At 71.7% G+C, this 12,707-nt stretch carries 14 protein-coding genes; 8 read left to right on the plus strand and 6 right to left on the minus strand.

The genetic code is table 11. The annotated features are described in order from the left end of the window. Nucleotides 1–4 precede the first annotated feature (4 nt). Complete coding sequence (locus O7617_RS02530) at nt 5–1,261, plus strand: hypothetical protein (RefSeq protein ID WP_282261222.1); 1,257 nt, start codon at nt 5–7, stop codon at nt 1,259–1,261. 102 nt (nt 1,262–1,363) lie between these two features. Then, nucleotides 1,364–2,227, plus strand: a complete 864-nt coding sequence (locus O7617_RS02535; protein ID WP_282261223.1) for an alpha/beta fold hydrolase — start codon at nt 1,364–1,366, stop codon at nt 2,225–2,227. Nucleotides 2,228–2,255: 28 nt separating this feature from the next. Here the strand turns inward: O7617_RS02535 and O7617_RS02540 are convergent, their stop codons facing one another. Further along, the gene (locus O7617_RS02540; protein WP_282261224.1) at nt 2,256–2,426 is read right to left on the minus strand and encodes a hypothetical protein; all 171 of its coding nucleotides are present in this window, start codon (nt 2,424–2,426) and stop codon (nt 2,256–2,258) included. A 197-nt stretch (nt 2,427–2,623) separates the two neighbouring features. Here O7617_RS02540 and O7617_RS02545 point away from each other — a divergent pair, with 197 nt between their 5' ends. Both O7617_RS02545 and O7617_RS02550 read left to right on the plus strand, forming a co-directional pair. Then, nucleotides 2,624–3,253, plus strand: a complete 630-nt coding sequence (locus tag O7617_RS02545; RefSeq protein ID WP_282261225.1) for a hypothetical protein — start codon at nt 2,624–2,626, stop codon at nt 3,251–3,253. Nucleotides 3,254–3,458: 205 nt separating this feature from the next. Continuing rightward, entirely contained in the window at nt 3,459–3,830 is a 372-nt protein-coding gene (locus O7617_RS02550; protein WP_282261226.1) for a hypothetical protein, read from the plus strand. A gap of 6 nt (nt 3,831–3,836) precedes the next feature. Here O7617_RS02550 and O7617_RS02555 read toward each other — a convergent pair whose 3' ends face one another. Further along, nucleotides 3,837–4,748, minus strand: a complete 912-nt coding sequence (locus tag O7617_RS02555; protein WP_282261228.1) for a DUF72 domain-containing protein — start codon at nt 4,746–4,748, stop codon at nt 3,837–3,839. 125 nt (nt 4,749–4,873) lie between these two features. Here O7617_RS02555 and O7617_RS02560 point away from each other — a divergent pair, with 125 nt between their 5' ends. Further along, entirely contained in the window at nt 4,874–5,377 is a 504-nt protein-coding gene (locus tag O7617_RS02560) for a DinB family protein (RefSeq protein WP_282261231.1), read from the plus strand. 18 nt (nt 5,378–5,395) lie between these two features. Here the strand turns inward: O7617_RS02560 and O7617_RS02565 are convergent, their stop codons facing one another. The 3 genes from O7617_RS02565 to O7617_RS02575 form a co-directional block, all read right to left on the minus strand. Further along, nucleotides 5,396–7,453 (minus strand): glycogen debranching N-terminal domain-containing protein, encoded by a 2,058-nt coding sequence (locus O7617_RS02565; RefSeq protein ID WP_282261232.1) that lies wholly within the window; start codon nt 7,451–7,453, stop codon nt 5,396–5,398. After that, complete coding sequence (locus O7617_RS02570) at nt 7,450–7,857, minus strand: SCP2 sterol-binding domain-containing protein (RefSeq protein ID WP_282261233.1); 408 nt, start codon at nt 7,855–7,857, stop codon at nt 7,450–7,452. Before O7617_RS02570 ends, O7617_RS02565 begins: the two co-directional genes overlap by 4 nt. Nucleotides 7,858–7,952: 95 nt before the next feature. Continuing rightward, entirely contained in the window at nt 7,953–8,462 is a 510-nt protein-coding gene (locus tag O7617_RS02575; RefSeq protein ID WP_282261235.1) for a DUF664 domain-containing protein, read from the minus strand. A gap of 78 nt (nt 8,463–8,540) precedes the next feature. Here O7617_RS02575 and O7617_RS02580 point away from each other — a divergent pair, with 78 nt between their 5' ends. After that, nucleotides 8,541–9,056 carry a 2'-5' RNA ligase family protein gene (locus O7617_RS02580; RefSeq protein WP_282261236.1) on the plus strand — a complete coding sequence of 172 codons (516 nt, stop codon included), beginning with the start codon at nt 8,541–8,543 and terminating at the stop codon, nt 9,054–9,056. Between the two features lie 184 nt (nt 9,057–9,240). Further along, on the plus strand, nt 9,241–9,426 hold the full coding sequence (locus tag O7617_RS02585; protein ID WP_282261237.1) for a hypothetical protein: 186 nt from the start codon (nt 9,241–9,243) through the stop codon (nt 9,424–9,426). Nucleotides 9,427–9,441: 15 nt separating this feature from the next. Here the strand turns inward: O7617_RS02585 and corA are convergent, their stop codons facing one another. Then, a complete protein-coding gene (gene corA / locus O7617_RS02590) occupies nt 9,442–10,572 on the minus strand; it encodes a magnesium/cobalt transporter CorA (protein WP_282261238.1) in 1,131 nt (376 codons plus the stop codon). A 186-nt stretch (nt 10,573–10,758) separates the two neighbouring features. Between corA and O7617_RS02595 the strand changes: the two genes are divergently transcribed. After that, nucleotides 10,759–12,699 carry an amino acid transporter gene (locus O7617_RS02595; RefSeq protein ID WP_282261239.1) on the plus strand — a complete coding sequence of 647 codons (1,941 nt, stop codon included), beginning with the start codon at nt 10,759–10,761 and terminating at the stop codon, nt 12,697–12,699. Nucleotides 12,700–12,707: the final 8 nt, after the last annotated feature.

Raw genomic sequence — 12,707 nt, forward strand, 5'->3', positions numbered from 1 at the left:
CCCCATGCCCAGGTTCCGGCGTACCGCGCTCGCCGCGGGACTGACGATCGCCATGGCAGCGCTGTCGACAGCCGTCGCGCTGCCCGCACCCGCGTCCGCCGCGCTACCCACCGCCGCGGTGGCCCTCGGGGACAGCTTCATCAGCGGCGAGGGCGCCGGGGCGTACACCCCGGTGGTCGACGCCAACGGGGTCACGCAGGGCTTCCCCGGCTGGACGGCGGCGAACAACAACGCGTTCTTCTGCCACCGCTCGGCGAACGCCTCGCTGCACCAGGCCAACCTGCCGGGCATCCAGAACCGGTTCAACCTGGCCTGCTCCGGCGGCCAGCCACACGACATCGCCAACGCGTCGCAGGCGCGCACCAACGGTCGCACCGTGGCGGCGCAGCTCGACCAGCTCCGCGCCGTCGCGCAGACCCAGGACATCGACCTGGTGCTGATCGGCCTCGGGTCCAACAACAGCTCGTTCACCTTCGGCAGCGTCGCGGAGAAGTGCGCCAACCGCTTCATCGCCGACGCGTGGACCGGCTGGTGGGAGTTCTGGGCCTACCTGGGCGGCCCGGTCGAGCAGAAGCCGTGCAGCGACGCCGACCTGGCCACCGCCGCGCAGCTCAGCGCCGCGACCGCGGAGACCACCGCGGCGGTACGCCAGATCCTGACCACCCTGGACCAGGTGGACGCGGACGGGCAGCACCGGGTGGTGTTCCAGGACTACACGAACCCGCTGCCGCTGGACCTGAACCCACAGTTCCACGAGGAGGACGGCCGCGACGACACCCGGGACAAGTTCCGTGACCTGGGCGCCGAGCGGTACGCGGGCGGCTGCCCGATCCACCGGGCCAGCCTCGCCCCCGGTCACCGCTTCTCGCAGGGCCTGGGCACCATCGTGAAGTCCACCCGGGACACTCTGGCCGCCGAGTTCCCGGCCGACGACCTGGTGTACCTGAACGTGCAGCAGGCCTTCAACGGCGCCCGGCTGTGTGAGCAGACGAGCAGCCCGTCGGGCGCGCTGGCGACCCCGATCCGGCTTCAGGACGGCGCGACCGGCACCTTCGTCACCAGCCTCGCCGGCAAGGACAAGATCGCCATCCAGCGGATCGCCAACACCTGCGTGAGCTACTTCCAGACCTGCCAGGAGTCGTGGCACCCGAACGCCACCGGGCACCAGGTGCTCGGTGCGTGCCTGAGCGGCGCTGCCACCACCAGCGCCCGGTCGGTGGCCTGCGTACGCGCCGGCAACGGAACGATCTCCGTCTCCTGAACCGGCTCGTCAGCCGGAGGGCTCCGCCGCCGGGCGGGGCCCTCCGTCGCGTCCCACCGGCTGCGGCTACCCGCCGGTAACGTCGGGTCGTAAGCTGAGCCGATGAACGGGGAGCCGGAGTACGCGCAGGAGTTCGTCGACGTCGACGGTGGCCGGTTGGGTCTGCACGTCTATCCGGAGCCGCCCGGCACGACGGACGCCCCGGTGGTGGTGATCTGGCCCGCCATGGGGGTCCGCGCCCGCTACTACCGGCCCTTCGCCGCCGAACTACGCGCCGCCGGCCTGGCCGTCGTCGTGGCCGACCTCCGTGGCACCGGCACGAGCACCCCCGCGCCGAGCCGGGCCGACCGGTACGGCTACTCGGAGCTGGCCGGCGACATCGGCGCCGTCCTGGCGGCGCTCAAGCCCCGACTCGACGGACGCCGCCGGCTCCTGCTCGGGCACTCCCTCGGCGGGCAGGCCGCGCTGCTGCATCTCGCCCTGCGCGGCGAAGACGAGGTGGACGGGCTGGCGCTGATCGCGGTCGGCATCCCGTACTGGCGAAGCTATCCGGGTCGGCGGGGCCTCGGCGTGCTGCCGTACACCCAGGGGATCGCCGCCACCGCGGCGCTGCTGCGGGTCTGGCCGGGCTGGGGCTTCGGCGGCCGGCAGGCGCGCGGCGTCATCCGCGACTGGGCCCACACCGCGCGGACCGGCCGTTTCCCGCGCCTCGACGGCGCGGACACCGAAGCGGCGGTACGCGCGGTGCGAACCCCGGTGCTCGCCGTCAGCGTGGACGCCGACCAGTTCACCCCGCACGAGACGATGGACCATCTCTGCGCGAAGCTCACCGGCGCCCCGGTGACCCGGGAGCGCTACACCCGGGAGCAGGCCGGTGCGCCACTGGACCACTTCACCTGGGTCCGGGCGAGCACGCGGCTGGCGCGGCGGATCGCCGAGTTCGTCGACGACCTGCCGCCCCGCTGAGACGTACCGGCCGATCCGGCCGGGCGGCTCACTCGTCCTGGTCCAGCGGCACCAGCTCGTCGTCGCGTTCCACCTGGATCGCGGCGTGGTCCCTGCGCGGCGCGACCTCAGCCGTGTTCCGGTGCGGGTCGTTGTCGGGGTGCATGAGCACGGCGTCTGTTTTGGGGGTCTTCTCCCGGCTCTCGTCCGGCTGCGACATCGCGTTCCCCTCTCGTCGGCGTCGCTTGCGGAGGTACCCGCCATCGCGCGAAGGACTCCTGCCGGGGGCGACCCGACCCACGACGCCCGCAACGTCCCCCACCTGCCGGTACGGCAGCGGATCGGCCCGTGCGGGGCGGGGTTAGCCGCCCGAGCGGCGGGTAAGCCGCACCGCCCGACACGGCGGAAGGGGATCACATGTCCGAACGGCACACCGCACTGCGTTCGATGCACGATCTGGGCCTGGCGGCCTGGTTCGGCGGCTCCCTCATGGGTGCCTTCGGCGTCAACGGCGCAGCGGCGAAGATCAGCGACTCGACCCAGCGACTCCCGGTCGCGTCGGCGGGATGGTCCAAGTGGACCCCGGTCAACGCGGCGGCGATCGGCGCCCACCTGGCCGGCGCGGTCGGCGAACTGGTGACGGAGAGCCCACGGGTGGCGGCACAGTCCGGCGTCGGCCGCGCCAGCGCCATCAAGACCGCGTTGACGATCGGCGCGCTGGCGGTGACCGGCTACAGCCGACTGGTCGGCATGCGATTGGAGAAGGCCGGCGGCCCGTCGGTGAGCGGCGCCACTGAGCCGAACCACCAGACGCCGGCCGGCGTGGCCTCCTCGCAGCGGCAGATGAAGCTGCTCCAGTGGGCCATCCCGGCGCTGACCGGGACCCTGGTGGTGGTCACCGCGTACATGGGTGAGCAGCAGAAGCCGGGGCAGGTGTTCCGGGGGATGCTCGGCCGGGCCGGTGGGATGAGGGGCGCCTCGAAGACGATGATCAAGATGGCCGGGATGAGCAACGGCAAGCGGCCGATGGCGATGGCCGGACGCTGAACGTCGGACCGGTGAGCGTCCCGCCGCCACCTCGACGGCGGGGCGCTCTCCGGCCCTCCGCGGGCTCGTCGGCGTGACGACGGTGGCCCGCGGCGACGCGGACGCGCAGGACGGCACATCGTCCCGTTCGGTCCGCCGCTTTCGGCGGACGCGCGGGGACGGCACATCGTCCGCCGGTTCCGGCGGACCGACGAGCGGGGTGGCCATGGCGGCGCACGAGGGACGCAGGGGCGACGACGACCGGCTGGAGCCGGAGGCGGTGAATCCGTGGGGCACCGGCGACGGCTTCGACGCCGACGCGCCCTGGGGCACTGACGAGGACTCGCCGATGGACGAGGGCAGCGAGGAGACCGCGGTGCCCGAGGGACGGCGCGGGGAGCGGCGCGCGGGCGCCCCGACGGGCCGCCACGACCCGGCCGGACGGCACGGTTTCGGCTCGGTGGAACCCACCCGTGCCCCGATGGCCGGACCGGGCGCCCCACCGGATCCCGCGCCCAGCGGACGGACCTTCCCCGACGACGCCGACATCGGCGAGTCGACGCAGGACGCGTTGCGCGCCCGGGGCCGGCGCTCCTAGGAGCCGTCAGCCGGTGGCCGACGTGGCCGGCGCCCGGTCGTCGATCATCGTCTCGTGGAGCAGTTGCGCCAGCCGGGTGGCATCGCGTTGGGCCTGCCCGGCGCAGCAGTTGTTGAACAGCACGTGCAGGTCGTCGGCGTCGGCGGCCACCTCGGCCAGCAGCCCGGCCCAGTGCCGGAGTTCGTCCTCGGCGTACGCGTACCGGAACTTCTCCTGCTTGTCACCGCCGCCCCACGCCGCACTGTGGCCATGGAACCGGACGATCGCCGGCTGCGCCGTCGTGGTCAGGATCGGGGGCACCGACGAGGGGTGCCCCTGCGGCATGTCCACGCAGACCAGGGACAGGTCGTGTTCGCGCAACAGATCCAGCGTGTCCGCTGCCGCCGGGCCGTCGAACCAGGACCCGTGCCGCAGCTCCACGCCGACCCGCCACGGCCGGCAGCGCTGCGCCAGCTCCACGATCCGGCGCTCGGCGGCGGCGCTGCGCACCAGCCACGGCGGAAACTGCACCATCACCGCGCCCAGCTTGCCGGCCGCCGCGATCGGGTCGAGGGCCGCACGGAAGCGGGCCCACAGCTCGTCGTACGCCTGCGGCGGCAGGTCGCGTCGGCGGATCCGGCTCGGGCCGGCGGCCGGGCGTAGGTCCCGGGGCAGCGCGGCGACCGGCGTCGGGTGACCGGTGAAGAGGCTGAAGGCCTTGACGTCGAACGTGAAGTCGTCCGGAGTGGCGTCGACCCAGCCGTGGGTGGTCTCGGGGACCGGGACCGCGTAGTAGGACGTGTCCACCTCGACCAGTGGGAACCGCCCCGCGTAGAAGCCCAGCCGGCGGGCCGGCGTGTTGGCCGATCGCGGGTACCACCCGGAGCGCAGCAACGACTGGTCCGCCCAGGACGACGTGCCCACCTTGATGACACCCATGTCATTCAGTGGACAACCACGGGCGTGGATCGGCAACCGCTGGCGGTGTCGGGGCCGGAAAGTGTCGGTGCCCCGTTCTACGGTGACACCCGAGGTTCGAACGGACAGCGACGAGGGGTGGCGCCATGACCGGCATCGAGCAGCTCACCGGTGAGCGGGCCGATCTGCTAGAGACACTGCGCAAGCACCGGGGCTTCCTCCTGCACACGGTCAACGGGCTCACCGACGAGCAGGCGGCGGCCCGTCCCACCGTCAGCGGGCTCTGCCTCGGTGGCCTCGTCAAGCACGTGACCAACGTCGAGCACCGCTGGATGCTCTTCGCCGAGGGCGGCGCGGAGGCGATGGAGCGCGCCGAGGTCGACTGGGTCGGTCAGTTCCGGATGGCACCGGGCGAGACCCTGGCCGGGCTGGTCGCACGTTTCCAGGAGGTGGCCGACCACACCGACGAGCTGCTCACGACCCTCGACCTGGACGCGGCGCACCCGTTGCCGCAGGCGCCCTGGTTCGAGCCGGGCGCGAGCTGGACGGTTCGGCGGGTGTTGCTGCACCTGATCGCCGAGACGTCCCAGCACGCGGGGCACGCCGACATCCTGCGGGAGTCGATCGACGGCGCCCGGACCATGGGCTGACGGACGTCTCTCGGCCACTCAAGGCAGGCGGTGGCGGTGCGCTGTGGTCCGGTCCCTCGCGTACGCGTCGGAGCGATCCCAGCGGCCCGGGATGTCGAGCAGCTCCAACCGACCGAATCCCTCCGGCACCGCCGGGTTGACCAGCAGGTTGTCGCCGGTGGGTCGCAGCCCCAGCATGGTGCCCAGCAGCATCAGCAACGCCCCCGACGACCACGCCTGCGGGCGACCGGCCGCCGGCACCTGGACGGGATACTTGGTCAGGGACCGATCGTGGCCGGCGATCATCTCCGGCACCGCGCCACCGAGGGTCTGTGCCAGGTCGAAGACGCCGGCCGCGATCGTGGCCGCGTGGGCGTCGAACCGGTAGCGGCGCAGCCCGGCGGCGATCAGGGCGTTGTCCGCCGGCCACACCGCGCCCAGGTGTGACCCCATCGGGTTGTACGGCCGCTGCCCGGTGGCGAAGGTCCGCACCCCCCAACCGCTGAACAACCGCGACCCGACCAGGTGCTCGGCGACGAAACCGGCGCGGTCGTCCGCGACGATCCCGCTCCACAGCAGGTGCCCCATGTTGGACGACAACGCGTCGACCGGCTCGCCGTACGGGTCGAGGGCCAACGCGTAGTACTCCTGGTGCGGCAGCCAGAAGTCCCGGTTGAAGCGTTCCTTGAGCGCCGCGGCCTCCCGCTCCAGCCGGTCGGCGTACGCGGGGTCGCCCCAGAACTCCCGCGCCAGCCGGGCGCCACGCCTCTTCGCGTCGTACGCGTAGCCCTGCAACTCGCAGGTGGCGCGGGGGAAGGCGGGTTCCTGGCCGTGCGCGTCCGTGATCGCGTCCGGCGTGTCCTTCCAACACTGGTTGATCGCGCCGCTGCGGTCGTTGCGCGTCTGGTAGCGCACGTAGCCGTCTCCGGTCAGGTCGCCGTACTCGTCGATCCAGTCCAACGCCATGCGGGCCGGTTGGCGCAGTTCGTGCACCAGGTCCGCGTCACCGGACCAACGCTCGTACTCGTCGAGCAGGATCACGAAGAGCGGGGTGGTGTCCGCCGCGCCGTAGTACAACGCGTTCGCCCGGTCGCCGAACGCGCCGGACTCGCCGTAGCGCAGGTGGGCCAGGATCTTGCCCGGCTCCTCGTCCAGGTCGTCGTCGAGTCGAGCACCCTGGAGGAACGCCAGCATCCGCAGTGTCGCGGGAGCCAACTCGGGGGTGAACGCCATCGTCTGCAGGCAGGTGATGATGCTGTGCCGTCCGCACAACCACATCGTCCACGGCAGACCGGCGATCGGCACCCGTTCGCGCAACGACCACGGCTTGTACCGCAGCGCCGCCAGGTCGGCCAGGGCTCCCCGGTACATCTCCTCCAGACCGTCGCGTTCGGCGACCAGCGTCGGAGCCCGGCCCATCCAGTCCGCCAGGTCCTCACGCATCCCGCCCCGCACGGCCCGCTGGTGCGACTCCAGGGAGGCGCGTACGTCCCGGCCGCCTTCGCCGCCCATGTTCATGGCGATGTGCAGGTCGGTCTCCCACTTGCCATCCGGGGGCACCCGGATCCGGAACGTCATCCCCTGCTCGTCCACCTCGACCGGAGCGGTGCTCTGCACTGTGGTCTGGCGGACGAACCGTTGCCGCTGGTAGCGCAGCACGAGCTGGCGCTTGGCCGAGTCGGGGGTGACCTCGACGACCCGCCGCCGGAGATGACCGATCTCCGCGATGTCGGTGAAGTCGCTGCCCATCTCCAACCGCACGGTGAACTCGGCCGTCTCCGGCGAGTGGTTGAGCACGGTGATGTTCTCGTGGGCACAGTCGTGGATCGAGCGGTGCCGGATGATCGACACGTCGGCGTCGACGTAGTGGCTCGCCGCACCGGGGACCAGGAAGAACCGGGTCTCGAAATACGTCATGTCGTCACGGGACAACGCGTTGATCCGTTCGCCGTCGATGGTGAGCACCCAGTGCGACAGGAAACGGGTGTCGTACGCGAAGAGACCGACGGGTGTCCGCGCGTCGGCCTCGATGTCCCCCTGGGCGTCGCTGATGGCGAACACGTTGCCGGCGATGACGTGCAACAGTTCCTGCTTCACGACCGACCCCCCCGAGCGGCCGGCGCGGCCCGACCCGCCAGGGCGGCCCGGCCCAGCTCCCGAGGGTGGCGGGCGTCGGCCGGGCCGGCGAAGATTCGCCGCAGCACCAGCAGCAGGCGCATCTCGCCCCGCATCGTCAGCTCGTTGCGCAGCATCGCGGCGCCGGGATGCAGCTCACCGTTGACCATGCGGTCGAACACCCAGCGGTCCGCGCGGACCACCAGGTCGGCGTCGTCAGCCGAGCGGGTCACCCGGACGTGCTGATCGGCGACGGTCAGGTACCAGTGGTCGGTGAAGCCGTCGCCGCGGACGTCCAGCCGCAGCGTGCCCGCTGTGGTCTCCGGCAGGTCGGGGCGCCGACCGGCGTCCAACTGTCGCAGGTACTGCTCTGCCGTCGCGCCCATCAGGTCCCCTCCCCACGGTTCTCCGCAGGATCACCCGCTCGCGGGTGAGGCCGCCTCATCCGAAACGGGTGAAGCCACGGGAGGTGCCGGCCCGGTCAACCGGTTTCGAGCAGTCCGCGCAGGTAGGCGGCCTGACCCACGTGTTGCAGGTCGTCCTCGGCGACGCTGACCAGCCGGACGCCGAGGGTCACCGGCGGGTCCCACGCCTCGTCCACGACGCGGTCCAGGTCCGCCGGGCGCAGACCGGCCAGGAACTCTCCGGTACGCGACGCGACCGCCCCGTAGTAGTCGATCAACGCCTGCGCGCTCTCCGGCCGTACCGCCGCGACCTGCGCGGGTGAATGCCCGTAGCCGGTGTCGTCGGGGTCGGCGGTGAGGCCGAACCGTCCGGCCCAGTCGCCACTCACCCAGATCTGCTCGGCGTCGAGCAGCTCGGCGACGTGATGGTCCTGCACCCGGGTGAGGTGCCAGACCAGCCAGCCGATCGAGTTGTGGCCCCCTGCCGGTTGGTGGCGCAGATGCTCCGGGCTGAGGCCGTCCACCGCCGCGCGGACGAGGTCGGGCAGCCGGTCGTAGGTTTCGGTCAACAGATCACTCACGTCCACCGGGCACGCCTCCTGGTCGGTTTCCGGTCAGGTACCGCCGAGGGCGGGTGCCCAAACCTCGGCCAGTACGGTGATCGAATGGTCGCGGCGGTGGAGTTGTACCTGGACCCGGACGCCACCCGCCGGATCCGGGTGCTGTGGGACGCGCTGGAGACCGAGGGCGTGCAGAGCATGCGCTCACTGCTGGAGCAACGTCACCGTCCGCACGTCTCGTTGGCGGTGGCGCCCCGCTTCGATCCGGAGGCGGTCGCCGCGGCCCTGCACGGCACGGTGGTGGCCGCTCCCCTACGGCTCGAATTCCAGCACGCCGGCCAGTTCGTCGGTCGGGTGCTCTGGCTCGGCCCGACGCCCACCCCGGAGCTACTGGCCCACCACCGCACGGTCCACGACCGGCTCACCGCCGCCGGCATCCCGTTGACCGAGCACTACCAGCCGGGCCGCTGGGTGCCGCACTGCACGCTCTCCATGCGGGTGCCGAACGCGCTGATGGCCGCCGCGGTGCGCCGCTGCCTGGAGGTGTTGCCGCTGAGCGCGACAGTGGTCGGGGCGGCCCTCACCGACCACGCGCGGGGCATCGCCCACCCGCTCCCCTGACGCTTTGCGGAAATGTCCGGTTTGGCGGGCGTCAGTCGGGAAACTGAAAACAAGCGGTGATTATGCGCTCTGACGTGGGATGGTTCGACGTAGATGCCGTCCTGCCGAGCGTGGTTCGCCCGGCCTGTGGCGCGGGGCTCCCGCCGCGCCGCCCTCGGCGGCCTCCACGAGAGGGGCAGTGCCTATGCAGGCTCAGCGCAGGCCACCGCGAGCGGAGCGGAGCCAGACCCGGGACGACCGGACCGCCGGCGGCCTGACCGGGGCGGCCACGCCCCTGACCATCTGGGCCGCCGCCGTCCTGCTCGGCCGGATCAGCGCCGGCGACGACGACATCGAGGACGAGCGGCACATCCTGCGCGGCATCGAGTGATCCCCGCCGGGCGGCTCACAGCCAGCCGCGCCGCTTGAAGATCAGATAGAGGGTCCCGCAGACCAGCAGCATCAACAGCAGCGCGAACAGGTAACCGAAGCGCCAGTGCAACTCCGGCATGTGGACGAAGTTCATTCCGTACACGGTGCCGATGAGCGTGGGAGCGAACAGGATCGCCGCCCAGGACGAGACCTTCTTCAGCTCCTCGTTCTGCGCGTAACTGGCCGCCGTGAGGCTCCGCATCTCCTCGTTCTGCTGCTGCGAGACGAGTGTGGCGTTGACGGTGAGGATGTTCTGCAACAGGTGCCGAAACCCGTCGACGCGTTCCACCACCTGGGTCAGGTGGTCGGTCACGTCCCGCAGATAGCGGCGCAGCTCCTCGTCCGTGTCGGCACCGCCCGCGCCGTCGGCCAGCGCGTCGAGCACCGCGAGCAGGGGTCGCGCGGCGCGCTGAAACTGGATCACCTCCCGGCTCAGACCGTAGATGCGCCGGCTCGCGTTCGGGTCGCCGCCGAACACCTGGGTCTCGATCTCGTCGATGTCGTTCTCCAGCCCGGCCACGACCGGCGCGTACCCGTCGACGACCTGGTCGAGGATCGCGTACAGGACCGCGTCGGGGCCCCGGGCGAGCATCTGCGCCTCGACCTCCATGCGCCGCCGCACCGCGGCCAGATCCGGTGCCTCACCGTGCCGGACGGTGATCACGAAACCCGGCCCGATGAACAGGTGCAACTCGGAGAACTCGACCTCCTCCCGAAGGTCGTCGTAGCGGGCGGCGCGTAGCACCACGAACAGCGTCTCGCCGTAGCGTTCCAGCTTGGGCCGCTGGTGGGCGTTGATCGCGTCCTCGACCGCCAGGTCGTGCAGCCGGAACTCCCGCGCCAGCGAGGTGATCTGCTCGATGTCGGGCCGGTACAGCCCGATCCAGGCCATCGCGCCGTCCTGCTCCTGTAGGCAGCGGTACGTCTCGGCCAGGCCGGACGGCGAGGCGAACCGGTGCCCGTGGAGGTAGACGGCGCTGTCCACCAGGCCACCGGCGGGCGGAGCGGGCGGCTCCGTGGACGGTGGCACGCCGACAGTGGTCTCGTACTCGTCGAGTTGGCGACCGAAGCCACCACCCGGGCGGAAGCGACGGCCACCGACCATGCCCCTGTCCCCTCCCCAGTGAGGCCCGGTCCGGCACACTCCCGCCAACCCGGGGGCGCTGCTTCCCCGGTGTCCCGAGCGCGAAACCCGCAGTGGGGCGAGGTGGGTTCCGCGCACCGGCGGACGGGCGCGTCGCCCAGGGCGGATACTCACGGTGACCAGGGGCGGTATGACGGGGGCGCGCCGGTGGAGGTCGACGGACGCGCGGGCCGGCTGCGGGAGTGGCTGCTGCGTGCCGGCGCGGAGGAACCCGTGCAGCACCCGGGGCCGCACGGGCGTCCACCGGAGCACCGGCACCACCCCTGGTGGAAGGTGATGTGCCTGACCGGTGTCGACTACTTCTCGACGTTGGGCTACCAGCCGGGCATCGCGGCCCTCGCCGCCGGGGCGCTCTCGCCGGTGGCGACCCTGGTGCTGGTGCTGGTGACCCTGCTGGGCGCGCTGCCGGTCTACCGACGGGTGGCGGCGGAGAGCCCACACGGTGAGGGTTCCATCGCGATGCTGGTACGCCTGCTGAGCTACTGGCCGGGCAAACTGCTGGTGCTGGTGCTGCTCGGCTTCGCGGCCACCGACTTCATCATCACCATCACCCTCTCGGCCGCCGACGCGACCGCGCACATCGACGAGAACCCGTTCTGGCCGAGCGCGCTCAAGGGGCACGAGGTGCTGCTCACGCTGCTGCTCGTGGCACTGCTGGGCGCGGTGTTCCTCAAGGGATTCACCGAGGCCATCGGGATCGCCGTCGTCCTGGTCGCGGTCTACCTGACGCTGAACGCGGTGGTGGTCGCCGACGCGCTGTGGCGGGTGGTGACGCACCCGAGCGCGGTCGAGGACTGGACCACCGCGTTGACCACCGGCCACGGCGATCCGTGGATGGTGGTCGCGTTGTCGTTGTTGGTCTTCCCGAAGTTGGCGCTGGGTCTCTCCGGCTTCGAGACCGGGGTGGCCGTGATGCCGAGCGTGCGGGGCGACCCGCGGGACACCGAGGCGCGACCGCTGGGCCGCATCCGTGGCGCTCGCCGCCTGCTCACCACCGCCGCCGTGATCATGAGCGTCTTCCTGATCACCAGCAGCGTGACGACCACGATCCTGATCCCACCGGAGGCGTTCCAGCCCGGCGGGCCGGCGAACGGCCGGGCACTGGCCTACCTGGCGCACGCGCATCTCGGGGAGGTGTTCGGCACCGTCTACGACCTGTCCACCATCGGGATCCTCTGGTTCGCCGGGGCGTCGGCGATGGCCGGGCTGCTCAACCTCGTACCCCGCTATCTGCCCCGCTACGGCATGGCGCCGACCTGGGCGCGGGCGGTCCGGCCGCTGGTGCTGGTCTTCACCGCGGTGGCGTTCCTGATCACGGTCGTCTTCGAAGCCAGCGTGGACGCGCAGGGTGGCGCGTACGCGACAGGGGTTCTGGTGTTGATCACCTCGGCGGCGACGGCCGTGACCCTCGCGGCGGTGCGGCACCGGCAGCGCGGCCGCACGATCGCGTTCGGCACCATCGCGGTGATCTTCGTCTACACCACGCTGGCGAACGTGGTGGAACGCCCCGACGGCGTCAAGATCGCGGCCTGTTTCATCGGCGGGATCATCGTGGTCTCGCTGCTCTCCCGGTTGTCCCGCGCCTTCGAGCTGCGGGTCGACCGCGTCGAGCTGGACCCGGTGGCGACCCGGATGATCAGCGAGCGTGACGGACGACGGATCCGCCTCATCGCCCACGAGCCGGACGGTCGGGACGAGGCGGAGTACCAGGCCAAGCTGGCGCAGACCATGGCGGACAACGACTTCCCCGACGCCGGCGACGTGCTCTTCGTGGAGGTGCGGGTCACCGACCCGTCGGACTTCGAAACCGAATTGGTGGTGACCGGCCGCCTGGTCGGCGGCCACCACTCGGTGCTCAGTGTGACCAGCTCCGCGGTGCCCAACGCGCTCGCCGCCCTGCTGCTGGAGATCCGGGACCGGACCGGTCGGCGCCCCCACATCTACTTCGAGTGGACCGAGGGCGGCCCGGGCCGCAACGTCCTGCGCTACCTGGCGTTCGGGCAGGGTGAGATCGCCTCCGTCACCCGGGAGATCCTGCGCCGTCACGAGCCCGATCCGCGCCGACGGCCACACGTGCACGCCGGCTGACCGGAGTG

This window comes from Micromonospora sp. WMMD1155, from assembly GCF_029581275.1.
Taxonomy (GTDB): Bacteria; Actinomycetota; Actinomycetes; order Mycobacteriales; family Micromonosporaceae; genus Micromonospora.

What these genes read in the sequence shown, in the direction of transcription:
- O7617_RS02530 (WP_282261222.1), top strand. Translation starts at nt 5, where the DNA reads ATGCCCAGGTTCCGGCGTACCGCGCTCGCCGCGGGACTGACGATCGCC.
- O7617_RS02535 (WP_282261223.1), top strand. Translation starts at nt 1,364, where the DNA reads ATGAACGGGGAGCCGGAGTACGCGCAGGAGTTCGTCGACGTCGACGGT.
- O7617_RS02540 (WP_282261224.1), bottom strand. Translation starts at nt 2,426, where the DNA reads ATGTCGCAGCCGGACGAGAGCCGGGAGAAGACCCCCAAAACAGACGCC.
- O7617_RS02545 (WP_282261225.1), top strand. Translation starts at nt 2,624, where the DNA reads ATGTCCGAACGGCACACCGCACTGCGTTCGATGCACGATCTGGGCCTG.
- O7617_RS02550 (WP_282261226.1), top strand. Translation starts at nt 3,459, where the DNA reads ATGGCGGCGCACGAGGGACGCAGGGGCGACGACGACCGGCTGGAGCCG.
- O7617_RS02555 (WP_282261228.1), bottom strand. Translation starts at nt 4,748, where the DNA reads ATGGGTGTCATCAAGGTGGGCACGTCGTCCTGGGCGGACCAGTCGTTG.
- O7617_RS02560 (WP_282261231.1), top strand. Translation starts at nt 4,874, where the DNA reads ATGACCGGCATCGAGCAGCTCACCGGTGAGCGGGCCGATCTGCTAGAG.
- O7617_RS02570 (WP_282261233.1), bottom strand. Translation starts at nt 7,857, where the DNA reads ATGGGCGCGACGGCAGAGCAGTACCTGCGACAGTTGGACGCCGGTCGG.
- O7617_RS02580 (WP_282261236.1), top strand. Translation starts at nt 8,541, where the DNA reads ATGGTCGCGGCGGTGGAGTTGTACCTGGACCCGGACGCCACCCGCCGG.
- O7617_RS02585 (WP_282261237.1), top strand. Translation starts at nt 9,241, where the DNA reads ATGCAGGCTCAGCGCAGGCCACCGCGAGCGGAGCGGAGCCAGACCCGG.
- corA (WP_282261238.1), bottom strand. Translation starts at nt 10,572, where the DNA reads ATGGTCGGTGGCCGTCGCTTCCGCCCGGGTGGTGGCTTCGGTCGCCAA.